Below are 22,682 nucleotides of genomic sequence, written 5' to 3'. Positions count from 1 at the left end.
ATGACCGCCAAATCGCCCCTCGAATACTTCCCCGCGCCGCGCCGTGCGAATTTCTGCAGCCAATGCGGCTCGCCCGTGAACCGCCGGGTGCCCGAGGGCGACAACCGCGAACGGGACATCTGCGACCACTGCGGCGCGATCCACTACCAGAATCCGCGGCTGGTGGTGGGCACGGTGCCGGTTCTGGACAACCGCGTGCTGCTGTGCCGGCGCGCCATCGAGCCACGCTACAACACCTGGACGCTGCCGGCCGGCTTCATGGAACTGGGCGAGAGCACCGCGCAAGGCGCCGGCCGCGAAACGCTGGAAGAATCCGGCGCACGCATCCGGCTGGGCGATATCTACACCATCATCGACGTGCCGCAGATCGAGCAGGTGCATGTCTTCTATCTGGCCGAGGTGCTGGGCCCCGAGCTGGATCCCGGCCCGGAAAGCCTGGAAGCCCGCTTCTACGACGAGGCCGACATTCCCTGGGACGACCTGGCGTTCCGCACCGTGGCGACCACGTTGCAACGCTATTTCGAGGACCGCAGGCGCGGCACGTTCGGCCCTCACCACTACACCCTAGAATCGCACCGTTGAAGCTGCCCTGGCTTGCCGCGGACACGCCGTTTCCACCGGCTGAATTCGCCCTGACGGATCCGGACGGCCTGCTGGCGGCCGGTGCCGACCTGTCCACGCCGCGCCTGATCCAGGCCTATTCGAACGGTATCTTTCCCTGGTATTCCGAGGGCGAGCCGATCCTGTGGTGGAGCCCGGATCCGCGCATGGTGCTGGCCTGTCGCGACTTCGCGCCCTCGCACTCGCTGCGCAAGCTGCTGCGCCAGATCGCCAGCCAAGAGCAGGAGGCCGCGCCGCGCATCGAGGTGCGGGTCGATACGGCATTCGCCACGGTGATGGCGCACTGCGCCGCGCCGCGCGATGGCCAGCCCGGCACCTGGATCACCGCCGCCATGCGGCAGGCCTACCTCGACTGGCACCGGGCAGGTTACGTCCACAGCATCGAAACCTGGATCGACGGCGAACTGGCCGGCGGCCTGTACGGCATCAACCTGGGCCGCATGTTCTTCGGTGAATCGATGTTCACGCGCGTGCCCAACGCCTCCAAGGTCGCGCTGGCCTACCTGGTGCGCTACGTCAGCGCGCAGGGCGTGCAATGGATCGACTGCCAGCAGCAGACCCGCCATCTCGCCAGCCTGGGCGCGCGGCCGGTGCCGCGCTCGCGCTTCCTGGAGCACATACGCGCCGCCACCGCGCAACCGCCGCTGACCTGGGGTCCGGGACGGCTGGACAGCGGGGGGCGGCTGCTGCCCCTGGCGCCGGGCGCCCCGGCCTGACGGCCTCCCCGCCGGGTGGCGCCGCGCGCCGCCCTCCCCGCACATCACCGGCCGTGTTAGGCGTTAATATGTAGTGGTCCCCGTCACGGACTTGGCGCCGGACGCCGGGATTCCACATGAGCCAGCTCAAAGAATTACCTTTCTCCACGCTGCAGTTCTACGCGACCGCTCCCTACCCTTGCAGCTATCTGCCGGGACGCCAGGCGCGGTCGCAGGTCGCCGCACCCGGCCACCTGATCAACGCCGGCACCTACTCTCAGTTGGTCGAGCAAGGGTTTCGACGCAGCGGCCTGTTCACCTACCGCCCGCACTGCGACAACTGCCACGCCTGTGTGCCGGTGCGGGTCGACACCGCCAGCTTCGCGCCCAACCGCAGCCAGCGCCGTGCGTGGCGAGACCATCGCAACCTGCAGTCGTTCGTGGCCGAATTGGCCTGGTCGCCAGAACACTATCGGCTCTATACCCGCTACCAGCAGGGGCGCCATCCCGGCGGCGGCATGGACGAGGACAGCCGCACGCAGTACGCGCAGTTCCTGCTAACCAGCCGCGTCAACACCCGCCTTGTCGAATTCCGCGATCCCGCGGGGGTGCTGATGATGGTCTCGATCATCGACGTGCTGGACGACGGCCTGTCGTCCGTCTACACCTTCTACGACCCCGACGTGCCGGGCAGCCTGGGCACCTACAGCATCCTCTGGCAGATCGAGCAATGCCGCACGCTCAATCTCCCGTGGCTCTACCTGGGCTACTGGATCGCCGACAGCCAGAAAATGTCGTACAAGGCCAGCTTCCATCCCGCCCAGTATCTGGTCGACGGCGCCTGGGGAGAGCCGCCCGCGCCCGCCGCGTCCGGTCCCCAGGCCTGATCCGCGACCGAGCCTGGCCCGCAGGGCGGGCCAAAGACGCTTTACAATCCCGCTCCATGTCGATCCTCTTCCACGCCTATCCCCTGGCCCGCCCGGCGCTGTTCGCCATGGACGCGGAAACCGCCCACGAAGTCACCTTGTCGGGACTGCAGCGGGCCTATGACTGCGGCGCCACGCGCAAGCTGCTGCACGCCCAGCCCAAGGCGCCCTGCACCTTGATGGGCATGCGGCTGGCCAACCCCATCGGACTGGCGGCGGGACTGGACAAGAACGGCGCCTATATCGACGCGCTCGGCAATCTGGGGTTCGGTTTCGTCGAGGTCGGCACGGTAACTCCCCGGGCACAGCCGGGCAACCCCAAGCCGCGCATGTTCCGCCTGCCGCGCGCCAACGCGCTGATCAACCGCCTGGGCTTCAACAACCAGGGGCTGGACGCGTTCCTGGCCAACGTGCAGCGCAGCCAGTGGCGCAAGCAGGGCGGCATCCTCGGCCTGAACATCGGCAAGAATGCCGACACCCCGATCGAGCGCGCGGCCGACGACTACCTGATCGGCCTGGCCGGCGTGTACCCGCACGCCGACTACGTCACGGTGAACATCTCATCGCCCAACACCAAGAATCTGCGCGCCCTGCAAGGCGGCGACGAATTGTCGGCCCTGCTGGCGCAACTGGCGGACAAGCGCCGCGCACTGGAAGACCAGCACCAGCATCGTGTGCCGATGGCGGTCAAGATCGCCCCCGACCTCACCACCGAACAGATCGACGCCATCGCCGACGCGCTGCCGCGCCATGGCATCGACGGCGTCATCGCCACCAATACCACGCTATCCCGCGACGCGGTCACCGGCCTGGCGCACGCCGAGGAAGCGGGCGGCCTGTCCGGGGCGCCGGTGCATGAACTGTCGCTGGCGGTGATCCGCAGGCTGAAGGAACGCCTGGGCGACAGCCTGGCGATCATCGGCGTGGGCGGTGTGCTGTCGGGCCGCCAGGCCCTGGAGAAAATGCAGGCTGGCGCCGACGCGGTGCAGCTATATACCGGCCTGATCTACCGCGGCCCGGCCCTGGTGGGCGAGTGCGTGCGGGCCGTCGCCCGCTGAACGCCGGCGCGCCCCGGAAAACGGGCAAAAAAAGAGGCCACCCGAAGGGTGGCCCTAATTCCAGCTCTGCTCTGTCACTCAACAGTACTACATTACTGCGATTTGCGCAGCATCACGCGCCAAATACTCAGGCGCTGCGACGGCTACGGCTGGCAACCTTGGTGGCGGCGTCGGCGGCATCCGTCGCGGCCTTGAAGGTTGCGTTGGCGGCGGCATTCAGGTTCGACTCGGCGACCTCGGCGGCCTGCTTGGCGGCCTTGGTCAGGGAATCGTAGGCGCTGTTGGCGGTGGCCAGCGAGGACTTGATCAGGGCGACCGCGCTTTCCGAACCCGTCGGCGCGTTCTTGGAGAACTGCTCGACGGCTTCGCTCAGTTGCTGCTGGCCTTCGGCGATCTGTTCTTCGGTCAGCTTGACCAGATTGCCCTGCACGCCAGCGACGATGTCATACACGTGCTTGGTGTAGGCCAGGGCCTTTTCGGCGCCCGGCTGCAGCAGGCCGGAGGCGAACGCCGCGGCTTCCTGCGGGTCCTTCACTTCAGCGGCTTGCTGCGACTTCTGGGCGACTTCGTCCAGGGTGGCGCGCACGACCTTCAGATTCAGCTCGACCAGCTTTTCGAAGCCGGCGAACACGGCCGACTGGGCGGCCACGAAAGTGTTGATGCTGGCTTTTTGACGGTCCAGGACTTGTTGCGGGATAGCGCTCATAGAATTGCTCCTTTTAGGGGTAGCCGGAGGCTGTCCGGCGAGTAAGGATGGTGTCTGCGACGAAATAAGGAACGTGCGCGGAAACTGGTACTACAAGCTACCGCCGGCCCGTTTGATGCACTGCACAATTGATATTCTACGGGCCTAAAAAACCTTGTCAAGCAATATTGGTGCAACGCAACAACTATTTGCACATTAACAGTGCAGGCGCCGGTGCAGGATTGATCCAACTCAAGCATTTCCCATGATTCGGGAAATACCGGACATGACGGCGTATCAATTCTTTTCTACACTGCTTGCACGCTGATGACAGATAAACACAAACGATAAGTCAGCGGTCAAAAACACATCGCAGCAAGCAAAACCCTGCAATTGGAGACTTCATGACCCTCATCCCCCGCACGCTTTCGGCCCTGCTCGCGGCCAGCGCCATGCTCGCGGCCGGCGCCGCCCACGCGGAATTCCCGGAACGCCCCATCAACATGGTGGTGCCTTTCGCCGCCGGCGGTCCGACGGACAACGTCGCGCGTTCGCTGGCTGAAGCCATGCGGCATTCGCTGGGCCAGACCGTCGTGGTCGAAAACAAGGGCGGCGCGGGCGGCACGATCGGCACCACGCAGGTGGCCCGCTCGCAGCCGGACGGCTATTCCGTGCTGCTGATGCACGCCGGCTTCTCGACCGCGCCGTCGCTCTACAAGAACCCGGGGTACGACCCCTACAAGAGCTTCGAGCCGATCGGCCTGGTGGTCGACGTGCCCATGACCATCATCGCGCGCTCCGACTTCCCGCCCAACAACATCCAGGAACTGGCCGACTACGTCAAAAAGAACAAGGACAAGGTCTCGCTGGCCAACGCCGGCATCGGCGCCGCCAGCCACCTGTGCGGCACCATGCTGGTCGAGGCCCTGGGCGTGCAACTGCTGACCATCCCCTACAAGGGCACGGCGCCAGCCATGAACGACCTGCTGGGCAAGCAGGTCGACCTGTTGTGCGACCAGACCACCAACACCACGCAGCAGATCGACAGCGGCAAGGTCAAGGCCTACGCTGTCACCAGCCTGCAGCGCGTGCCCACCCTGCCCAAGCTGCCGACCATGGACGAGTCCGGCTTCAAGGGTTTCGAAGTGGGTATCTGGCATGGGATGTGGGTGCCGAAGGGCACGCCCAAGCCGGTGGTCGACAAGCTGGTCAAGAGCCTGCAGGCTGGCCTGGCGGATCCAAAGTTCCAAGAACGCATGAAGCAACTGGGCGCCACGGTGCTGACCGCCGACGCCAACCCGCAGGCCCTGGACGCCAAGGTCAAGCAGCAGGTCCCGCAGTGGGCCGAGCTGTTCAAGAAGGCCGGCGTCGAACAGCAGTAATTCAGGGCGGGCCCCGCCGGGCGGGGCCTGCGCTGTGCATCGCGCCTGGCGGATAGTTTCGCCACGGCCATGAAAAAGCCCCTCGGTTGCTGAAACCGGGGGGCTTTTTCATGGCCGCGGCAACGCAGGCGATCAGGTGCGCATCGCTTCCGCCGCCATACCCAGGCCGTTGAAGCCGCTGGATACCGAGGGCTCGTAGCCCAGCGCCTCGGAAATGCTGGCGGCCGTATCCACCAGGGCCTTGATCCAGTCGTCCTGCAAGCGTTCGGCGGGCGCCGAGATCGACAGACCGGCGACCAGCTTGCCGGTGTCATCGAAAATGCCCGCCGCGATGCAGCGCACACCCAGCTCCAGTTCCTCGTTGTCGCGGGCGTAGCCATGGCGACGCACCAGCGCCAGCTCGCGTTCGAGGCGGTCGAGATCGGTCAGGCTGTTGCGCGTATGGCCGGCCAGGCCGGTGCGCAAGGCGTAGGCGCGCACCTGGCGGGCGTCGCCGGTGGACAGGAACAGCTTGCCGGTGGAGGTCAGGTGCAGGGGCGCGCGGCCGCCGATGGCGCGCACCACTTGCATGCCCGAGCGCTCGCTCCAGGCGCGGTCGATGTAGACGATTTCGTCGCCCTGCTGCACCGACAGGTTGATCGTCTGACCCGTGAGCTTGTGCAGCGACCGCATCGCCGAAATGGCCGCCTCGCGCACATTCAGCCGCCCCTTGACCAGCGAGCCCAGCTCCAGCAGGCGCATGCCCAACTGATACAGGCCGTTGTCGACACGTTCGACATAGCGTCCCACGACCAGGTCGTTCAGGATGCGGTGCGCGGTCGAGGCATGCAGGCCGGTGGTCGCGGACAATTCCTTGAGCGTGACGGGTTCGGGCTGCGCGGCCAGCGCATCGAGCAGGCGCATGGCGCGCTCGATGACCTGAATGGCGATGGGACTGCCCGAAGCGCCATCGGCCTCGGCGTCCAGGGCATTACGGGTGGAAGAAGGACGGGACATAGGAAAGGAAGGGCAAGCGCGGCGCCACCGAAAGAGACCAGACTTGCGGCAACGCAGCAAACAGTTCTTTCCCGTATTGTGAAATTTACCGGGCCGTTTGGCAATCGTTTTTTGGCCTTGGAAACGGGGACATGCCCCGTTTTCCTTAGCGCTCCCGATTCAACCCGCGGGTGGCGCCAGCTTGCCTCCCAGGCGCAGCACTTCGGCCCGCAGGAACGCCAATGCCTCGGCCGCCGCCTCGGGCTCGCCCTTCACGCCCAGGTCGATGTGCGGCGTGCCGCCGGCTTCGCCGACGCTCGGCAGGCTGAAGGCGCGCACCCCGGGCCAGCGGCTCTCGACGGTTTGCATGGCCGGCGTGATGCGCGATTCCGGCATGCTGAACACCAGGAACGAATGCTCCGCGTGGCGGCGCGTATGCTGCAACGCACGATAACGCGTATCGAGGGTCCATTCGAGCATCGGCCAGGCCATCACGGGAAAGCCTGGCACGAAGGTATGGTCGCGGATGAAGAAGCCCGGAATCCTGTTGTACGGATTGGGCACAATCTCGCAGCCCTCGGGAAACACGCCCATCTGCAGCCGCTGCTGGTTCTCGGGCGCGCTCATGTCGGCCGTGCCCTGCCCCTTGGCCGCCATTTCGGCGGTGCGCAGCGCGATCGCCTGCTCGGCCTCGGGATGCAGGGCCAGCGGCAGGTCCAGGGCCGCCGCGGCGGCCTGGCGGGTATGGTCGTCCGGCGTGCCGCCGATGCCGCCACAGGAAAACACCACGTCGCCGGTGGCGAAGCTGCGCCGGTAGGCGGCAACCAGCACGTCACGGTCGTCGGGCAGGAACTCCGCCCAGGCCAGTTGCATGCCGCGCGCGCCGAGCAGCTCGACGACCTTGGAAAAGTGCTTGTCCTGGCGGCGGCCCGACAGGATTTCGTCGCCGACGATGATGAGGCCGATACGGCGGGAGGCGGATTCTGCAGCCATGTCCGGTTCCAGAGATTGGCGGTTGAATGAAGGCGAAGGCGCCGCGTCAGGCGACGTCGATGGTGCGTTCCTGGCGCAGCCGCTGGAGCGCGTCCAGGCCGTAGTGCGCGTAGACCAGTGCCGAGAACACCGGCAGGATAATCCAGGCAGGCGGCAGCAGGTTCAGCAACGAACAGATCAGGCCGATGATCCAGAAGCCGCCGTTGTGGCGCTCCAGGATGAGCTTGCGCTCGGCCGGGCTGGCGTGTTCGACGATGGCGTCGACCCGCATCATGCGCGAAAAGGCGAAGGTCCACCAGAAGATCGGCAGGATCAAGGCCATCGGCGGGACCAGCCACAACGGCATGGTGAACAGCCAGCCAAGCACGAACGCGCCCGATACCCAGATCGCGTTCCAGACGCTGACGGAGGTCGCCAGCTTGCCCTGCCGGCTGAGGCCGGCGTACTCGCGGTGGCCCACGTGGCGCAGCACCAGCGGCATGACGAAAACGGCGGCGATCGCCAGGCCCAGCACGCCCGACAGCGGCAGCAGGATCGACACCGCGATCACCGGCACCAGGTAGATCTTGAGCGAGAACAGCCCCATCGCCAGCAGCCATTCCTCGGTGCGGTTGATGAAGTCCCAATGCGAGGCCTGGGCGGCAAGCCAGTCGGTCAGGGGCGTCCAGAACAGCCAGAACAGCAGCACCACCCCGACCAGCGCAATCAGGAACGGCAGCAGCACCGCGAACAGCATCGTTGGATGGCATTGCGACACCAGGGCGCGCTTGAACGCCAACCCGACGCCGGTGGCGGCACGGGCGAAGCGGCCGGCTTCGGGCGGCGGGGAATCAGTGCGCAAGGCGGTCATCGCAGGACGAAAGGAAGGTGGTCATCCCGGGTATGATAGTCAAACACGCCCCCCTGCGCTCGTATGACATTACTTGTACCCGGCTCCGACCTCACCGCCCTGCGCGCCCAATTGGCGGCCTCGCCCGATGCCTGGCTGGTCGCCTGTTTCTGCGCCGCCTGGTGCGACACCTGCGAGGAATACAAACCCAAGCTGCGGGCGCTGTCCAGCGCGCTGCCGCAGCATGTCTTCGCCTGGATCGACATCGAGGATCATGCCGAATTGCTGGGGGAAGTCGACGTCGAGAACTTCCCGACTCTGCTCATCCAGATCGGCGGCCGCGTGGTGTTCTACGGCCCGATGCTGCCGCACATCGGCCATCTGGAACGTCTGTTGGAAAGCCTGGACGAACGCAGCGCGGCGGTCACCTCGGCGCTACCCGACCTGCCCCGCCTGCTCGCCGCCTGACGGCCACGCCGGGCCGGACATCCACGCCCCCCGGGGAGGCTCGGCCCAATGCGTCGTTATTGCTGCAACAAGGCGCCGATGGCTTGCGCCGCCCCACGCAGCAGCGGCACGATCTCACGCACCCGGGCATCCGTCATGCGGTTGTGAGTCGCGGCGACCGTGACAGCGGCCAGCAACAGGCCACTCTCGCCATACACGGGGACACCCAGCGCGCTGATGCCGGGCACCGCGCGGTTGGCGATGTGCGCGTAGCCAACCTTTGCCACCAGCGCGCAATGCGCGCGGACGTCGTCGGCGTCCAATTCCCCATATGCCCCGAGCCGCGGCGCAACGGCCTCGATGATGCGTTTCTGTTCCGCGGCCGGTAACGCCGCCAGCAGCGCCAGGCCGCCCGCGCTGACCCCCAGGGGTTGGCGGCTGCCCAGCGGCAGCGCCGGCGTCTGCACGGGATAGGTCCCCTGGATGCGATTGATGCAGACGGCGTCGTCGCCGCTGCGCACAAACAGGAACGTCGTATCGCCCGTCACGCGGGCAAGGTCCGCCAGGGTGGCCGTGCTCAGGTCGCGCAGATTGAAACGATGCGCCGCCGCCAGGCCCAGCTCGAACACCAGGGGACCCAGCCGGTAACGACGGGTCGCGGCATCCTGCACCGCCATCCCTTGCGCGACGAGCGCTTTCAGCAGCCGATGCATGGTGGGCCGCGTCAATTGCGCGGCCTGCGCCAGATCGACCAGCCGCAGGCCGACATCGGCCTGGCGCGCCAACAGTTTGAGCACCAGCACCGCCCGGGTAATGCCTTGGGCGCCATCGACCCGCGCGAGGGAATCATTCATACCATTCCAATTAGTGGAATTATTTTCGGTTGTGTTGCGAGTGAATTTATCGCAACGCTAGCATTTATCGCCAGTTGCAGGAGTATTTCACTGAATCATTGATCTCCATTCAATTCCAAATAATGGAATAAAACGTGAACTGCTCCCGCGTGTTTCCTCACATGGAGCCTGCCGATGAATCACCCCTCGCCCGTCTGGTCCGCTCGCGATCGCGTCGCCTACGAGCCGATTACCCAACGTCGCCCATTCGTCCTGCCCGACGGCGCGCGCGTTGCCGTCTGGACCATCGTCAACGTGGAAAACTGGCTGCCGCAACACGCGATGCCGCGCGCCGTCCTGCCTCCGCCGATGGGACAGCCGTTGCTGCCGGACATTCCGAATTGGTGCTGGCACGAGTACGGCATGCGCGTCGGCTTCTGGCGCTTCCTCGAGACCTTGGGCGCGCGCGGGCTGAAGGCCACGTTGGCGGTCAATGGCACCGCCTGCCGCGAATACGCCCAGGCTTGCCAGGCGGCGCTGGCGGCCGGCTGGGAATTCATGGGCCACGGCCATGTGCAGCAACCGATGCACCGGGTGGCGGACCAGGCCGCGGCGATCCGCGACACGATCGCGGCCATCCGCGATGTCACCGGCCGGGCGCCGCGAGGCTGGGAAAGCCCCGGCCTGACCGAGACGGATGACACGATCGATCTGCTGGCCGCCGCCGGCATCGAATACGTGGCCGACTGGGTGCTGGACGACCAGCCGGTGCCCATCAGGACACGCACGGGAAACATGCTGTCGGTGCCCTACACCGTCGAACTCAACGATGTCGTCATCTCCGCCGTGCAGCAGCACCGGTCCGAGGAATTGCTGATCCGCGGCCGCGACCAGTTCGACCAGCTCTACCGGGAAGGGGCGAGCATCCCGCGGGTCATGGCGATCTCGATCCACCCTTATCTGACGGGCGCGCCGCATCGCATCCGCTACCTGGCCGAGCTGTACGACCACATCCTGTCGCACCCGGATGTGTGTCTGTGCACCGGCGGCGACATTCTCGATATCTATCGGAATCAAGCCGACCAACCCGAGCAGGCCTAGCCCGGAGCCGAACATGGACCTTCCCCGCGTTCTCCTGCTGGCCACCGGCGGCACGATCGCCATGACGCCCGGCGCCGATGGCGGCATCGCGCCCGCATTGGACGCCCATGCCCTGGTCGCCGCCGTTCCGGACCTGGCCGCGGTGGCCAGCCTGGAGGTCATCGCATTCTCCAACAAACCCGGGGCGTCCTTGACGCAGCAAGATCTCGCACGGCTGGCGGCGTTGATCGACGAAGGATTCGCGCGCGGCTGCCAGGGCGCGGTGGTGGTCCAGGGCACCGACACCATCGACGAGACTGCCTTCGCCCTGGAATTGCTGGCGCGCCGCCCGCTGCCCATCGTCGTCACCGGAGCGATGCGCGGCGCGTCGGCGCCAGGCGCCGACGGCCCCGCCAATCTGCTGGCGGCGGTCACCGTGGCCGCCGCCCCCGCGGCGGCCGGCATGGGCGCGCTGGTGGTGCTTGGCGACCAGGTGCACGCCGCCCGCCATGTGCAGAAAGCGCATACCACGCTGCCGTCGGCCTTCCATTCGCCCGGCCGGGGACCGCTGGGCACGCTTTGCGAGGGGCGCCTGCATCTGCACGCCCGACTGACGCCGCTACCCGCGCTGCTGTCTCCGCGCCCATTGCAGGAAGCGCCCATCGCGTTGCTGCGTATCGGCCTGGACGACGACGGCAGATTGCTGCCCGTGCTACCTGACCTGGGCTTTCGCGGCACGGTCATCGAGGCGATGGGGGCCGGCCATGTGCCAGGCCACCTCGCCCCGCTGCTAGGCGACCTGGCGGCGCGGATGCCCGTCGTGCTCAGCACCCGAGTGGCCGCCGGTCCGGTGCTGCGCGCCGCCTATGCCTTCCCCGGATCGGAAAAGGATCTGCTGTCCCGCGGGCTGATCCATGGCGGCGCGCTGGGCGGCCTGAAGGCGCGCCTGCTGCTGCGCCTGCTGCTCGCCACAGGCGCTTCCCCGGAGGCGCTGCCCGCCGAATTCGCCCGACGCTGCGACGCGCTCGCCTAGGGCCCATCGACATTCAAAGGAGACTGCCATGCAAACGCGCCGCTACGCGCTCGGGATGTTCGCCGTACTGCTTTTCTCATATGTCATCAACGCCATCGACCGGCAGCTGTTTTCGGTCCTTGCCACCGATGTACGCAACGCCCTGGGCCTGACCTTGCCCCAGGTCGGCCTGGCGTCGACGGTCTTCACGCTGGGCATGGGCCTGGCCGGCATACCCACCGGCTATCTGCTGGGCAAGGTGTCGCGCAAGTCCGTCACGCTGATCGGGCTGGTCATCTTTTCCGTGGCCACCTTCCTCACCGCCTATGCGAAAGGACTGCCGGACCTGCTGGCCTACCGGTTCATTTCCGGCCTGGGCGAAGCCATGCAGCTGACGGCGCTGCTCGCCATTGGCACGAGCTACTTCCTGCGGCACCGGGCGGTCGCCGCGAGCTCGCTGAATTTCACATTCGGCATTGGCGCCATCATCGGTCCCAATCTCGGCGCGGCGATCCTGGCCGCGAGCCACTGGCAGATGCCCTTCATCGTTTTCGGCCTGTCGGGCATCATCGCCATCATCCTGATCGTGCCACTGGTCAAACCCTGGTTCAGCGAAGCGCAAGCGCTGCCGACGCAGGTCGAAGACACCGCCAGCCCGGCGGCCGGGACAAGCCTGTGGGCGCGCACGCCAGTCATGCTGGCCATCGCGACCGCGTTCGCCGGTCTGTCGATCTATGGCTATCTGGGCTTGTATCCCACCTACCTGCGCGAAGCCCTCGGTTTTAGCCCCAAACAGGCGGCGGGCGCAGTGAGCTTCTACGGCCTGGGCGCCCTGCTATCGCTGCTGGGAGGCTGGCTCGGAGACCGCTACGACTACCGCAAACTGTTGTTCGGGTCGCTGCTGCTGTCGGCGTTGGCCGGAGGACTGCTGTTCACCGACCTGGAGAAATCGCTGAGTGCGCACGCCGCCATGTCGTTCATCTTCGGCGCCGCCATCAGCGGCATGGTGTATGCCAACCTGTCGGCCGGCATCATCAAATCCGTCAGCCGGGCCAAGGCGGCGCAGGCCTCGGGCCTGTTCGTGGCCAGCCTGTATGTGCCCGCGGCCTTCGCCGGGTATTTGCTGGGCCAATTGAAATTGACGCTGGGTTGGACTCAGGCCGGCATTCTCCAGGTAACGGGCTGCGCGATCCTTGCGGCCTTGCTCTCGATCGCGGCCGGCGTGCGGCGCCCGGATCCGATCCCCACAACGACGGCAAGCGCCCCATGAACGTCGCATCACCGTTGTCTTGAAATAAAAAAGCGTCCATCGAGGACGCTTTTCCTTTGGCGCGGGCCGCATCGGCGATGCGGGCGCGCGGCGCTGCCACTACTTGCGGCTGCCGCCCAGCAGGACGGCGATCTGGCGCTTGGGCGCAGACGAGTTGCCGCCCTGGCGCGGCGCGTCGGGCTCTTCGGCCGGGGCCGACGACGTCGACGGCTCGTAGGGCTTGAGGAAGAAATCGTCCACCGGCTGGCGCGACGAACCGCCGCTCGAACGGCGTTCCGACGAACGGCCACGCTCGCGGCCGCCTTCGCGCGGCGACGCGGCGCGCTCTTCGCGGCGGCCATGGCCATGATGGCTGCGCGCGACCAGGTCGGCGGGCAGCTCCAGCGTGCCGCGCGGCACTTCGCGCTTGATCAGCTTTTCGATGTCGAGCAGGAAGCGCTCTTCGTCGCCGGTGAACAGGGCGATGGCTTCGCCCGTGGCGCCGGCGCGGCCGGTACGGCCGATGCGGTGCACGTAATCCTCGGCGTTGTAGGGCAGGTCGTAGTTGATGACGCAAGGCACGCCGGCCACGTCCAGGCCGCGCGCCGCCACGTCGGTGGCGACCAGCACTTCAAGTTCGCCGGCCTTGAAGGCTTCGAGCGCCTTCATGCGGTCGGCCTGGGTCTTGTCGCCGTGGATCGATTCGGCCTTGACGCCGTCGCGCTCGAGCTCGCGCGCCAGGCGCGCCGTGCCGATCTTGGTGTTCGAGAACACGATGACCTGCTTGAGGCCGCGCGACTTCACCAGGTGCACCACCGCGGCGCGCTTCTGGTCGCCCGACATCTTGTAGGCGATCTGCGTGATGGTGTTGGCCGTGGCATTGCGCGCCGCGACTTCGATTTCGACCGGGTGGTTCAGGTACGAACGGCCGAGCTTGCGGATTTCGTTGCTGAAGGTGGCCGAGAACAGCAGACCCTGGCGCTGCGCGGGCAGCAGCCGGATGATGCGTTCGAGATCGGGCAGGAAGCCCATGTCCAGCATGCGATCGGCTTCGTCCAGCACGAGGATACCGACCTGGCTCAGGTTCACGTTCTTCTGCTCGACGTGGTCGAGCAGGCGGCCGGGCGTGGCCACCAGCACTTCGCAGCCACGGCGCAGCGCTTCCTTCTGCGGACCGATATCGACGCCGCCGAAGACCACCGCGGAACGCAGCGGCGTCTGCTTGCTGTAGCGCTTGACGCTTTCGTAGACCTGGTCGGCCAGCTCGCGCGTGGGCGTGAGGATCAGCGCGCGCACCGGATGGCGGGCGGGGGAGGCGCTGGTGTTGGCCAGCGGCATCAGGCGATGCAGGATCGGCAGCGTGAAGGCCGCCGTCTTGCCGGTGCCGGTCTGGGCCGCGCCCATGACGTCGCGCCCCTCGACCACGACGGGAATGGCTTGCGCCTGGATCGGGGTGGGCGTGGTGTAGCCGGTTTCGGCGATCGACTGCAACAGCAGGGGATGCAGCCCGAAGTCGGAGAACGTGGGCGTCGGCGCGGGCGCTTCGGCGGTGGGTGCTGCGGATTGAGTGGATTCAGTCATCAGGGTTAGGCAAGTACCGGGACCAGTGAAAAAGAACAAAACGAGAGTGCTGCAAGCACTGCACTGCATATGCATCGGGACAACCGGAACGCGCGCCACGCTCGCGCGGCCACGTGCGAACCACCCGAAGCGCAAGCGCGTCGCGGGCAATCGGCACCCTGCCTTGCAGGCCAGGTGGCGCATTCTGGTTTCGATACTTATGAGGGCAGTACCAGGCCCGGATTGCTGTGGATAACTTAATTTTAGCGCAGCCGGACGCCGGGGCGGTCAAGCCACTGCCGGGGAGCGACTCCTTTGGCCTGACGGAAGCTCTTGCTGAAATGGCTCAGGTTGCCGAATCCGGTGGCCAGCGCGGCGTCGGTGACGCTGTAACCGGCCTCCAGCATGGACGCCGCGGCGTCCAGCCGGACCGATTTCAGATAGGCGTGGACCGAACGGCCGGCGACCTGGCGAAAGCCGGCCTTGAGCTTCTTTTCGCTCAGGCCAACCTCGCGCGCCAGCCGCGATACCGTCCATTCCTCGCCGTAGCGGGCTTCTATCAGGCGCCGCGCCTGCGCCAGCAGGCGCCGTTCGCGCGGCGCCACCGGCGGCTCCGCGGCCGCGTCGCTCATGGTTTCCAGCACGATGGCCAGGGCTTCGAGCGCCTTGGCGCGCATATACAAGCGGCGCGCGGTGGCGTCTTCGTGGCGGCAGTCCAGTACGTCCGCCGCCAGCCGCAACAAGCCTGGCGGCGCGGGAAAGCCCGCCATCAGCGATCCCGTGGCCGGCACGCTGTGATCGAGCACGAAAGCGCCGCGCAGCGCGGCCAGCGGCCTGCCGCCGGCGCGCAGCAGCCCGGCGGGTGAATAACGAATGTCCACCAGACGGACATTCTGCCTGCCCGGCATGTGAAACCAGCCGCGTGTCCCGCGCTCGCCGGTTTGCACCACGGCCATGCCCGGCCCCACCGCCAACGGCTCTCCCCCCTGGATCGACATGCGCGCACGGCCATCCAGGAAAACCGCGATGCAGAACATCGGCGGGCCTTCGGCGTTGACGTTGAGCCCGACCGCGGGCGTACCGCTCCAGACGGTCAGGGCCAGGTCGTCGTCACGCGACTCCATGCGCAGCATCGTCATCCACTCGGGCGGCATGGCCACCGCCGACAGCAACGGATGGTCGGCGCGCGCGATAGGCCCGGCGGCGGGGGGCGCGATAGCGCCGATGGCGAAATCCAAATTTAGACCCCGATTTGAACAACGGCGGCACCGAAAACGTCAGCGCGACGCCCATCAAACAACAATAATTCTCATTAATGATTCTACCGAAAGCCCGGGCCGACACCATGACGACTGCGTTCCCTTTCCGACACACCGCCCTGGCGGCCGCCTTGTGCGCCTTCGCGGCGCCCGCCGCGGCACAGTCCGTCAGCGAGCTCGCTCCCATCACCGTCACCGCCAGCAAGCAGGAACAATCGCTGCGCGACGTCAACGGCGCCGTGGTCGTCGTGCCGGCCGAGGCGCTGCAGGCCGCGCAGGTCGACAACACCATGCAGTTGTCGCGCGTGCTGCCCGGCGTGCAGATGTCCAGCAGCGGCTCGTTCCTGTACCCGGTGATCTCGGTACGCGGCATCACTTCCGCGCAGGACTTCTACAACCCCGCCCTGACGGTCTACGTGGACGGCGTGCCGCAATTGCCGACGTTCACCTCGCAACTGCTGACCGACGTCGACCGCATCGAGCTGCTGAAGGGCCCCCAGGGCACGCTCTACGGCAAGAGCGCCATGGGCGGCGTCCTCGACATCGTGTCGCGGCAACCGGGCGACGAACCCTATTTCCGCGCCAGCGCCGGCGTCGCCAGCCGGGACGGGTACCTGTTCAAGGCCAGCGGCGGCGGGCCGCTGGTCGACAACCTGCTGTACGGGTCGGTCACCGCCGTGGCGAACGACGCGCCCGGCCGGCTGGACAACGCCGCCACCGGCGCCAGCCACGTCGGCGGGGCCTCGGCCAATGCGGGCGCCGCGCGGCTGCGGCTGGCGCCCGCCGGCAGTCCGTGGGAACTGGGCCTGGCCGTCAGCGGCGAATGCACCCGCGCCAGCCAGGACGCCTACGTCCCGTTCGACGATCTCCATGCCAGCCACGCGCCCACTGCGCCGGGAATGCCGGCGTCGCTGGCGGATTTCTACCAGAAGCGCTGCGGCAACAGCCAGTCGCTGACCGGCCGCTACGACTTCGACGGCTGGCGCTTGAACGCGGTGGCGGCCTGGCAGGCCCTGCACTACGACCGCCACTACCCCATCGGCCCCAGCTACACCAGTCAGCCCGAGCGTTGGCGCCAGCAGGTGCAGGAGCTGCGCCTGTCCACCACCGGCAAGCGCGCCGTCGACGGCGTGTTGGGCCTGTATCGCCAGCGCGTCACCCAATCGCGCGCGGTGTTCAACCAGATGCAGGGGCCGATGCCGCTGGACACGCACCAGTCCGACTCGCGCAACACCAGCGAATCGCTCGCCGCCTATGCCGACGCCACCTGGCACGCCACCGACGCGCTCGACCTGTCGGCCGGCCTGCGCTATTCCCGCGACAAGGCCGCCACGCGCTATGACGGCCAGACGCTGGATTTCTCCACCTTCGGCCAGACGCCGTTCGGCGGTTCGGGCGCCAGTGCGGGCAATAGCGTGCTCGGCAAACTGTCGATCGGCTACCGGCTGTCGCCCGAGTGGCGCGTGTACGCCAACGCCGCGCAGGGCTACAAGCCAGGCGGCTACAACCTGGCGCCATCCAACCCCAGCGATGCCCGCCCCTATGGCAGGGAAAAAGGCCTGAGCTACGAGGTCGGCACGCGCCATGACGGCGACACGCTGCGCCTGGGCGCCGCCGTCTACCGCACCGACATCCGCGACGCGCAACTCTACGTCGGCGGATTGGGGCAGCAGCACCTGCAGAACGTCGGCAATACCCGCGCCACGGGCGTCGAGTTCGACCTGGGTTGGGACGTCTCGGCGCAGTGGACGCTGGGCCTGGACGGCTTCGTCAACCACACCACGTTCCGCAGCTTCAGCGATGCCTCCGCCTGCCAGGGCTGCGACGGCAACCGGGTGCCGTTCTCGCCGGGCTACGGCCTGACCGCCAGCGCCCGCGGCCGCTTCGACACAGGCATCGGGCGGCTGTCCCCGACCCTGGCCGTGCGGCGCATCGGCGCGCAGTTCTTCGATATCGCCAACACCCTGCGCCAGGACGCCTACACGCTGGTCGACCTCAGCCTGGCCTGGCGCATCCGACCGCAGGTCGAGGCGACGCTGTATGCCAACAACCTCACCGACAAGCGCTACCGCGCCTTCGCCTTCGCCGGCGGGCCGATGGGCAACTTCGCCCAGCTCGACCCGGGCCGGACGGTCGGCCTGAACCTCGCCTTCGAATACTAGGATCGGCTTCATGCGCCCAGACGTGCCCGCGCGCCTGCCGACGGCGCAGGTGATCGCCGCCATCGGCGGCATCTGCATGGCCCAGAGCCTGGTGAGCGGCATCGCCTTCCAGGGCGTGCCCGCGCTGCTGCGCGACGGCGGCGCGCCGCTGGCCCAGATCGGCCTGGCCAACCTGGCGTTCCTGCCTTGGGCATTGAAGTTCCTGTGGTCCCCCTGGATCGAACGCTACCGGCTGCCGGCGGGGCAGGCCGAGCGGCGCACCCGCCGCATCGTGCTGCCCGGGCAATGGTTGCTGGCCGCGCTGCTGTTCCTGCTGGCGGGCCTGGGCCAGCCCTCCATGCCCGTGCTGCTGGCCATCCTGGGCCTGATCTCATTGACCGCGGCCACGGTGGACATCGCCGGCGACGCGTTCGCCGTCGAACAGTTGGCAGAGAACCGGCGCGGCTGGGGCAACGCCACCCAGGTCGGCTCCAGCTACCTGGGCATGTTCCTGGGCGCCGGGCTGTTCGTCGTCCTGGCAGGCAGCCACGGCTGGCGCGTGGCGGCGGCCACCATGGGCGGACTTGTCCTGCTGTTGACGCTGCCATTCGCGCTGGTGCGCGAGCCGGCGCGCGCGGCCCACCCGTCCGCGCACCGTCCCAGCCTGGCGCATGCGCTGGGCCGTCGCGACGTGCGCCTGGGCCTGATCATCACGATCGTGTTCCAGGCCGGCTCCCGGCTGGCTTATGGCATGACGCCCCTGCTGCTGCTCGACCGCGGCGTGCCGCTGGCGTCGGTGGGCTGGATCAATGGCGCCGGCGCGGTCGTGGCGGGCCTGGCCGGCACCCTGCTCGGCGCCTTGATCCTGCAGCGCCTCGCGGCGGCGCGGGCGGTAGTCGTGGCCCTGGCCCTGCAGACCACGGCGCTGGCCATCTTCCTGGCCGCCGTGCTGGCGTCATCCTGGCTGCCGCATGCCGGCACGCAGTGGCTGGTGGCGCTGGCGTTGCTGAAAGCGGCGACGGCGGCAACCGGCTTCGTGGCCTTGTACGCGTTCCTCATGGGCCGGGCCTCGCCAGCGCAGGCCGGCGTCGACTTCACCCTGTTCCAGTGCGCGGACGCCATGATCGCCACGATCGGCGGCGTGGCCGCCGGCTGGCTGGCGCAGCACTGGGGCTATGGCGTCTGCTTCGGCGCGGCGGCGGCCTTCGGCGCTGCCGGGGTGCTCGCCCTCCCTGCCCTGATGCGGCGCCTGGCGCCGCCTTTTTCCCCGGAGAACGAACATGTCTGAACGCACCGTGGTTATCGCCGGCGCCGGTATTGCCGGGCTGGCCTGCGCCTGGTGGCTGACGCGGCACGGCTGGCGCGCCGTCATCGCGGAACGCGCCGCGCATCTGCGCGACGGCGGCTACATGATGGGCCTGTCCGGCCCGGGCCTGCTGACCGCGCGCCGCATGGACCTGGTACCGGCGCTGCGCGCGGTGGAGCGCGAGATCGGCGAAAACATCTACCGCGATCGCCGGGGCCGCGAAGTCATGCGGATCCGCTATCGCGAATTGTTGAAGGATCTGGACTGGATCACCTTGCGCCGCACGGACCTGGTGCAGGTCCTGCATGAGGCGGTGCGCGATCACGCCGAGATCCGCCTGGCGACCACTGTCGCCCACTGTGCCCAGGACCTCGGCGGCGTCGACATCACGCTGTCGGACGGCAGCCAATTGCGCGCCGCCCTCCTGATCGGAGCGGACGGCGTGCGCTCGGCGCTGCGCGCCCAGGTGTTCGGCGCCGACGATCTCCCGCTGTCCACGCTGGGCTATCGCTACGCCGCCTACGACACCGAGGACGACACCGGCATGGCGCGGGACTTCGTGTCCTACGCGGCGCCCGGCCACCAGGTGGAATACCACGGGCTCGGCGGCGGCCGCAAAGCGGCCTTGCACGTCTGGCGCAGCCATGAACACGGCTGGGTCGAGGCGCCGCAGCGGCTTGGCCTGCTGCGCGAACTGTCCCGCGGCACGCACGCGGAAGTCGGCCGGCAACTGGCCATGCTGGCGCAGGACACCCCCATCGTCATGGACGACCTGGCGCTGGTCGAGGTGCCCTGTTGGCATCGGGGCCGCATCCTGCTGGCGGGTGACGCCGCGCACAGTCTGTCCCTTATTTCTGGGCAAGGCGCGGGGATGGCATTGGCTGGCGCTTACGTGCTGGCCCAGGAACTGGGCCGGCTGCCGCTTGAAGAGGCGCTGGCGGCCCACGAACGGCGGCTGCGGCCCGTGATCAACAGCCTGCAGCAGCGCAGCCGCAAACTGGCGCCCGTCTACGTGCCGACCTCGGCATTCGCTTTCGGCCTGCGCAATACGGCCCTGCGGCTGCTGCCCAGGCTGATCCTGAAGCGCTATTTCCTCAGTGGCCTGAAGTCCGAAATGGAAGCGGCCGCCGCGCTGGGCTGACCGGCCTCAACCCGCCAGCCAGCGCAGGCCCCACAGCACCAGCATGCCGACCACGATGACCAGCACGGCGCTGCGGGTGCGCAGAAAGACCAGGATGGCCACGATGCCCGCCACCAGCTTGTAGTCAAAAATGGGGCCCAGCCCCGCCTTCCAGGGCAGCAGATCGGGCACCACGATGGCGGTGAGCGCGGCGGCCGGCGCATAGCGCAGGGCGCGCCGCACGCCATCGGGCAGCGGAATATAGTCGCCGAACAGCATGAAGCCGGCGCGCGTCAGCACGCTGCACAACGCCAGCAGCAGAATGGCGGAGTAGACATAGATTTCGGAAGGCCAGAGGGTCATGCGCGCGCCTTGAAGAAGCGTTCGGCCCACATGCCGGCCACCACGCCGGCGATGACCGCCGCCGCCAGGCCCAGCCGCAGCGGCAGCACCTGGCCGGTCCAGGCGACCACGCCCGCGGCCAGCATCGAGACCAGCATGGGCTTGGAATTGGCCAGCGGCACCGTGATGGCCAGCAGCGCCAGCACCGCCGCGAAATCCAGCGACCAGCCGGTGGGCACCATGGTACCCAGGTAGATGCCGACGATCGACGAGGTCTGCCAGACGAACCAGCCCGGGGCAATGGTGCCGATGAAGTACCAGAGCTGTTCACGGGTGCCACGCTCGGCGGCATCGCCGAAGCGCGGCATGAACAACACGAAGCCCATGTCGGTGGTGAAATAGCCCAGCCCCAGGCGCTTGGGCCAGGACAAGTGGCGGAAATAGGGTTGCAACGCCGCGCCGAAGATCAGGAAGCGCAGGTTGACCACGCAGCCGGCGGCGAAGATCAGCCACAACGGCGCACCGGTGGCGATCAGCGGCAGGGACGTGAGCTGGGCCGATCCGGCGTACAGCAACAGGGTCATCGCCAGCGCCATGGACTCGGTCAGGCCCGACTTGACCATGGCCACGCCGGTCACCAGGCCCCACGTCGCCGTGGCGATGAGGGCGGGCACGATGGCATGCACGCCGGCGCGGAAGGCGGCCACGCGCTCCTGACGGACCTCCCGGGGGTCTTCGGTTTCGGGAAACGCTGACTCAGAGGACAACGGCGAGCCCCTGGGGATTCGAACGGAACGACATGGACACTCTGTGGGGAAGGAACCGCACGACAAGCTGCTCGCCCGCCGGGCCTGCGGACTCCCGCAGGCACCGTGCCGGTGCACGAATGGACCATTATTGTAACCTCGTCGCTTGATACAATACGGCCCTCAGGTTTATTGAGGGAGCAGACCATGTCGATGGCTGACCGCGATGGCTTCATCTGGTATGACGGCAAGCTCGTGCCCTGGCGCGACGCGACCACGCACGTCCTGACGCACTCCCTGCACTATGGCCTGTCGGTATTCGAAGGCGTGCGCGCCTACCGCTCCGAGATCGGCACCGCCATCTTCCGCCTCGAAGACCACACCAACCGCCTGTTCAACTCGGCGCACATCTACCAGATTCCCATGCCGTTCGATCGCGACACGATCAACGAGGCCCAGCGAATGGTGGTGCGCGAGAACCAGCTCGAATCCTGCTACCTGCGCCCGCTGGTGTTCTACGGCCCCGAAAAGATGGGCGTGTCGCCCAAGGGAGCCAAGGTGCACGTGGCGATCGCCGCCTGGCCCTGGGGCGCCTATCTGGGTGAAGAGGCCCTGTCGCAGGGCATCCGGGTTAAGGTGTCGTCGTTCGCCCGCCAGCACGTCAACGTAACCATGCCGCGCGCCAAGGTTGCCACCACCTACGCCAACTCGATCCTGGCCAACACCGAGGCCCTGCAGGACGGCTACGACGAGGCCCTGCTGCTGGACACCGAAGGCTTCGTGGCCGAAGGCTCCGGCGAAAACCTCTTCCTGGTCAAGGACGGCGTGCTGTGCGAACCCGAGATCGCCTCCGCCCTGACCGGCATCACCCGTTCCACCATCCACGCCCTGGCGGCCGATTTCGGCCTGCGCGTGGTGACCAAGCGGCTGACCCGGGACGACGTCTATATCGCCGACGAGGCCTTCTTCACCGGCACCGCCGCCGAAGTCACGCCGATCCGCGAGGTCGACAACCGCCAGATCGGCTCGGGCCGGCGCGGCCCCATCACCGAGAAGCTGCAGAAAGCGTTTTTTGACATGGTGAATGGCCGCAACCCGAAGTACCATCACTGGCTGAGCAAAGTCTGATCCACGCCGCCCTGCCCAACAGGGTGACATTACTGCCCCAACCTACCGATTTACCGGTATTTTTTATTCAGGAAATTCCATGACCGCCGCTGCCCCGGCCGCCGCCCCCCACGAAGTCATCGAAGTCGGCGCCGAAGACCTGCCTGTGTTCTGTCCGGGTCCGAAGGCCCCGCTGTGGAGCATGCACCCGCGCGTATTCCTGGACGTCGCCCGCAACGGCTCGGCGCGCTGCGCCTACTGCGGCGCCGAGTACAAGCTCAAGCCCGGCACCGTGCTGCACGGCCACCACTGAGAA

At 67.5% G+C, this 22,682-nt stretch carries 23 protein-coding genes; 14 read left to right on the top strand and 9 right to left on the bottom strand.

The genetic code is table 11. The features are described from left to right. The 4 genes from ACUDCK_RS05130 (at position 1) to ACUDCK_RS05115 (ending at position 3,300) form a co-directional block, all read left to right on the top strand. A complete protein-coding gene (locus ACUDCK_RS05130) occupies positions 1-582 on the top strand; it encodes an NUDIX hydrolase (RefSeq protein WP_054501752.1) in 582 nt (193 codons plus the stop codon). Beyond that, positions 579-1,337, top strand: coding sequence for a leucyl/phenylalanyl-tRNA--protein transferase (gene aat, locus ACUDCK_RS05125; RefSeq protein ID WP_054501753.1), 759 nt, complete (start codon positions 579-581; stop codon positions 1,335-1,337). Before ACUDCK_RS05130 ends, aat begins: the two co-directional genes overlap by 4 nt. A gap of 116 nt (positions 1,338-1,453) precedes the next feature. Next, positions 1,454-2,203, top strand: a complete 750-nt coding sequence (locus ACUDCK_RS05120) for an arginyltransferase (protein WP_054501754.1) — start codon at positions 1,454-1,456, stop codon at positions 2,201-2,203. A gap of 56 nt (positions 2,204-2,259) precedes the next feature. After that, the gene (locus tag ACUDCK_RS05115) at positions 2,260-3,300 is read left to right on the top strand and encodes a quinone-dependent dihydroorotate dehydrogenase (protein ID WP_064523864.1); all 1,041 of its coding nucleotides are present in this window, start codon (positions 2,260-2,262) and stop codon (positions 3,298-3,300) included. A 127-nt stretch (positions 3,301-3,427) separates the two neighbouring features. Here the strand turns inward: ACUDCK_RS05115 and phaP are convergent, their stop codons facing one another. Beyond that, a complete protein-coding gene (phaP, locus tag ACUDCK_RS05110; RefSeq protein ID WP_054501756.1) occupies positions 3,428-4,006 on the bottom strand; it encodes a TIGR01841 family phasin in 579 nt (192 codons plus the stop codon). Between the two features lie 383 nt (positions 4,007-4,389). Here phaP and ACUDCK_RS05105 point away from each other — a divergent pair, with 383 nt between their 5' ends. Continuing rightward, a complete protein-coding gene (locus tag ACUDCK_RS05105; protein WP_049071679.1) occupies positions 4,390-5,367 on the top strand; it encodes a tripartite tricarboxylate transporter substrate binding protein BugD in 978 nt (325 codons plus the stop codon). A gap of 132 nt (positions 5,368-5,499) precedes the next feature. Here ACUDCK_RS05105 and ACUDCK_RS05100 read toward each other — a convergent pair whose 3' ends face one another. From ACUDCK_RS05100 to ACUDCK_RS05090, 3 genes are all read right to left on the bottom strand, one after another. Then, positions 5,500-6,363 carry an IclR family transcriptional regulator gene (locus ACUDCK_RS05100; protein WP_054501758.1) on the bottom strand — a complete coding sequence of 288 codons (864 nt, stop codon included), beginning with the start codon at positions 6,361-6,363 and terminating at the stop codon, positions 5,500-5,502. Positions 6,364-6,522: 159 nt separating this feature from the next. Beyond that, a complete protein-coding gene (locus ACUDCK_RS05095) occupies positions 6,523-7,335 on the bottom strand; it encodes a competence/damage-inducible protein A (RefSeq protein WP_054501759.1) in 813 nt (270 codons plus the stop codon). A 46-nt stretch (positions 7,336-7,381) separates the two neighbouring features. Then, a complete protein-coding gene (locus ACUDCK_RS05090; protein ID WP_064523861.1) occupies positions 7,382-8,185 on the bottom strand; it encodes an EI24 domain-containing protein in 804 nt (267 codons plus the stop codon). 63 nt (positions 8,186-8,248) lie between these two features. Here ACUDCK_RS05090 and ACUDCK_RS05085 point away from each other — a divergent pair, with 63 nt between their 5' ends. Next, entirely contained in the window at positions 8,249-8,632 is a 384-nt protein-coding gene (locus ACUDCK_RS05085; protein ID WP_175167765.1) for a thioredoxin family protein, read from the top strand. A gap of 56 nt (positions 8,633-8,688) precedes the next feature. Here ACUDCK_RS05085 and ACUDCK_RS05080 read toward each other — a convergent pair whose 3' ends face one another. Further along, complete coding sequence (locus ACUDCK_RS05080; protein WP_054432929.1) at positions 8,689-9,465, bottom strand: IclR family transcriptional regulator; 777 nt, start codon at positions 9,463-9,465, stop codon at positions 8,689-8,691. Between the two features lie 174 nt (positions 9,466-9,639). On the opposite strand from ACUDCK_RS05080, the gene ACUDCK_RS05075 reads away from it, so the two are divergent. The 3 genes from ACUDCK_RS05075 to ACUDCK_RS05065 are packed head-to-tail and all read left to right on the top strand — an operon-like array spanning position 9,640 to position 12,806. Continuing rightward, a complete protein-coding gene (locus tag ACUDCK_RS05075; protein WP_175167766.1) occupies positions 9,640-10,545 on the top strand; it encodes a polysaccharide deacetylase family protein in 906 nt (301 codons plus the stop codon). Positions 10,546-10,558: 13 nt separating this feature from the next. Next, positions 10,559-11,557, top strand: a complete 999-nt coding sequence (locus ACUDCK_RS05070; RefSeq protein ID WP_175167767.1) for an asparaginase — start codon at positions 10,559-10,561, stop codon at positions 11,555-11,557. Between the two features lie 28 nt (positions 11,558-11,585). Continuing rightward, positions 11,586-12,806 carry an MFS transporter gene (locus ACUDCK_RS05065; RefSeq protein ID WP_244976923.1) on the top strand — a complete coding sequence of 407 codons (1,221 nt, stop codon included), beginning with the start codon at positions 11,586-11,588 and terminating at the stop codon, positions 12,804-12,806. Positions 12,807-12,905: 99 nt separating this feature from the next. On the opposite strand, the gene ACUDCK_RS05060 is transcribed toward ACUDCK_RS05065, so the two are convergent. Then, the gene (locus ACUDCK_RS05060; protein ID WP_156330720.1) at positions 12,906-14,366 is read right to left on the bottom strand and encodes a DEAD/DEAH box helicase; all 1,461 of its coding nucleotides are present in this window, start codon (positions 14,364-14,366) and stop codon (positions 12,906-12,908) included. A 242-nt stretch (positions 14,367-14,608) separates the two neighbouring features. Then, positions 14,609-15,583, bottom strand: a complete 975-nt coding sequence (locus ACUDCK_RS05055) for a helix-turn-helix transcriptional regulator (protein ID WP_231132886.1) — start codon at positions 15,581-15,583, stop codon at positions 14,609-14,611. Positions 15,584-15,690: 107 nt separating this feature from the next. Between ACUDCK_RS05055 and ACUDCK_RS05050 the strand changes: the two genes are divergently transcribed. From ACUDCK_RS05050 to ACUDCK_RS05040, 3 genes are read left to right on the top strand one after another with little or no spacing between them, the layout of a single operon-like run. Further along, on the top strand, positions 15,691-17,766 hold the full coding sequence (locus tag ACUDCK_RS05050; protein ID WP_175167768.1) for a TonB-dependent receptor: 2,076 nt from the start codon (positions 15,691-15,693) through the stop codon (positions 17,764-17,766). A gap of 10 nt (positions 17,767-17,776) precedes the next feature. Further along, the gene (locus ACUDCK_RS05045) at positions 17,777-19,033 is read left to right on the top strand and encodes an MFS transporter (RefSeq protein ID WP_054501763.1); all 1,257 of its coding nucleotides are present in this window, start codon (positions 17,777-17,779) and stop codon (positions 19,031-19,033) included. Further along, positions 19,026-20,192 carry an FAD-dependent monooxygenase gene (locus tag ACUDCK_RS05040; RefSeq protein WP_175167769.1) on the top strand — a complete coding sequence of 389 codons (1,167 nt, stop codon included), beginning with the start codon at positions 19,026-19,028 and terminating at the stop codon, positions 20,190-20,192. Before ACUDCK_RS05045 ends, ACUDCK_RS05040 begins: the two co-directional genes overlap by 8 nt. A gap of 6 nt (positions 20,193-20,198) precedes the next feature. Here ACUDCK_RS05040 and ACUDCK_RS05035 read toward each other — a convergent pair whose 3' ends face one another. Together ACUDCK_RS05035 and ACUDCK_RS05030 are read right to left on the bottom strand one after the other, a co-directional pair. Next, a complete protein-coding gene (locus ACUDCK_RS05035; protein WP_006393180.1) occupies positions 20,199-20,534 on the bottom strand; it encodes an AzlD domain-containing protein in 336 nt (111 codons plus the stop codon). After that, entirely contained in the window at positions 20,531-21,280 is a 750-nt protein-coding gene (locus ACUDCK_RS05030) for an AzlC family ABC transporter permease (RefSeq protein ID WP_054501765.1), read from the bottom strand. The genes ACUDCK_RS05035 and ACUDCK_RS05030 overlap by 4 nt, the downstream gene beginning before the upstream one ends. Positions 21,281-21,466: 186 nt before the next feature. On the opposite strand from ACUDCK_RS05030, the gene ACUDCK_RS05025 reads away from it, so the two are divergent. Next, positions 21,467-22,387 carry a branched-chain amino acid transaminase gene (locus ACUDCK_RS05025; protein ID WP_054501766.1) on the top strand — a complete coding sequence of 307 codons (921 nt, stop codon included), beginning with the start codon at positions 21,467-21,469 and terminating at the stop codon, positions 22,385-22,387. A 79-nt stretch (positions 22,388-22,466) separates the two neighbouring features. Next, positions 22,467-22,679 (top strand): zinc-finger domain-containing protein, encoded by a 213-nt coding sequence (locus ACUDCK_RS05020; protein ID WP_054432911.1) that lies wholly within the window; start codon positions 22,467-22,469, stop codon positions 22,677-22,679. The last annotated feature ends 3 nt before the right edge of the window (positions 22,680-22,682 follow it).

This window comes from Achromobacter sp. CF-sbj1-Ac2-l, assembly GCF_052698165.1.
This window is presented reverse-complemented; position numbering and strand designations above follow the sequence as displayed.

Excerpts from the sequence above, each read along its gene's own strand:
- ACUDCK_RS05130 (WP_054501752.1), top strand. The coding sequence starts at position 1 with ATGACCGCCAAATCGCCCCTCGAATACTTCCCCGCGCCGCGCCGTGCG.
- ACUDCK_RS05120 (WP_054501754.1), top strand. The coding sequence starts at position 1,454 with ATGAGCCAGCTCAAAGAATTACCTTTCTCCACGCTGCAGTTCTACGCG.
- ACUDCK_RS05115 (WP_064523864.1), top strand. The coding sequence starts at position 2,260 with ATGTCGATCCTCTTCCACGCCTATCCCCTGGCCCGCCCGGCGCTGTTC.
- phaP (WP_054501756.1), bottom strand. The coding sequence starts at position 4,006 with ATGAGCGCTATCCCGCAACAAGTCCTGGACCGTCAAAAAGCCAGCATC.
- ACUDCK_RS05105 (WP_049071679.1), top strand. The coding sequence starts at position 4,390 with ATGACCCTCATCCCCCGCACGCTTTCGGCCCTGCTCGCGGCCAGCGCC.
- ACUDCK_RS05100 (WP_054501758.1), bottom strand. The coding sequence starts at position 6,363 with ATGTCCCGTCCTTCTTCCACCCGTAATGCCCTGGACGCCGAGGCCGAT.
- ACUDCK_RS05095 (WP_054501759.1), bottom strand. The coding sequence starts at position 7,335 with ATGGCTGCAGAATCCGCCTCCCGCCGTATCGGCCTCATCATCGTCGGC.
- ACUDCK_RS05090 (WP_064523861.1), bottom strand. The coding sequence starts at position 8,185 with ATGACCGCCTTGCGCACTGATTCCCCGCCGCCCGAAGCCGGCCGCTTC.
- ACUDCK_RS05085 (WP_175167765.1), top strand. The coding sequence starts at position 8,249 with ATGACATTACTTGTACCCGGCTCCGACCTCACCGCCCTGCGCGCCCAA.
- ACUDCK_RS05080 (WP_054432929.1), bottom strand. The coding sequence starts at position 9,465 with ATGAATGATTCCCTCGCGCGGGTCGATGGCGCCCAAGGCATTACCCGG.
- ACUDCK_RS05075 (WP_175167766.1), top strand. The coding sequence starts at position 9,640 with ATGAATCACCCCTCGCCCGTCTGGTCCGCTCGCGATCGCGTCGCCTAC.
- ACUDCK_RS05070 (WP_175167767.1), top strand. The coding sequence starts at position 10,559 with ATGGACCTTCCCCGCGTTCTCCTGCTGGCCACCGGCGGCACGATCGCC.
- ACUDCK_RS05065 (WP_244976923.1), top strand. The coding sequence starts at position 11,586 with ATGCAAACGCGCCGCTACGCGCTCGGGATGTTCGCCGTACTGCTTTTC.
- ACUDCK_RS05060 (WP_156330720.1), bottom strand. The coding sequence starts at position 14,366 with ATGACTGAATCCACTCAATCCGCAGCACCCACCGCCGAAGCGCCCGCG.
- ACUDCK_RS05050 (WP_175167768.1), top strand. The coding sequence starts at position 15,691 with ATGACGACTGCGTTCCCTTTCCGACACACCGCCCTGGCGGCCGCCTTG.
- ACUDCK_RS05045 (WP_054501763.1), top strand. The coding sequence starts at position 17,777 with ATGCGCCCAGACGTGCCCGCGCGCCTGCCGACGGCGCAGGTGATCGCC.
- ACUDCK_RS05040 (WP_175167769.1), top strand. The coding sequence starts at position 19,026 with ATGTCTGAACGCACCGTGGTTATCGCCGGCGCCGGTATTGCCGGGCTG.
- ACUDCK_RS05035 (WP_006393180.1), bottom strand. The coding sequence starts at position 20,534 with ATGACCCTCTGGCCTTCCGAAATCTATGTCTACTCCGCCATTCTGCTG.
- ACUDCK_RS05025 (WP_054501766.1), top strand. The coding sequence starts at position 21,467 with ATGTCGATGGCTGACCGCGATGGCTTCATCTGGTATGACGGCAAGCTC.
- ACUDCK_RS05020 (WP_054432911.1), top strand. The coding sequence starts at position 22,467 with ATGACCGCCGCTGCCCCGGCCGCCGCCCCCCACGAAGTCATCGAAGTC.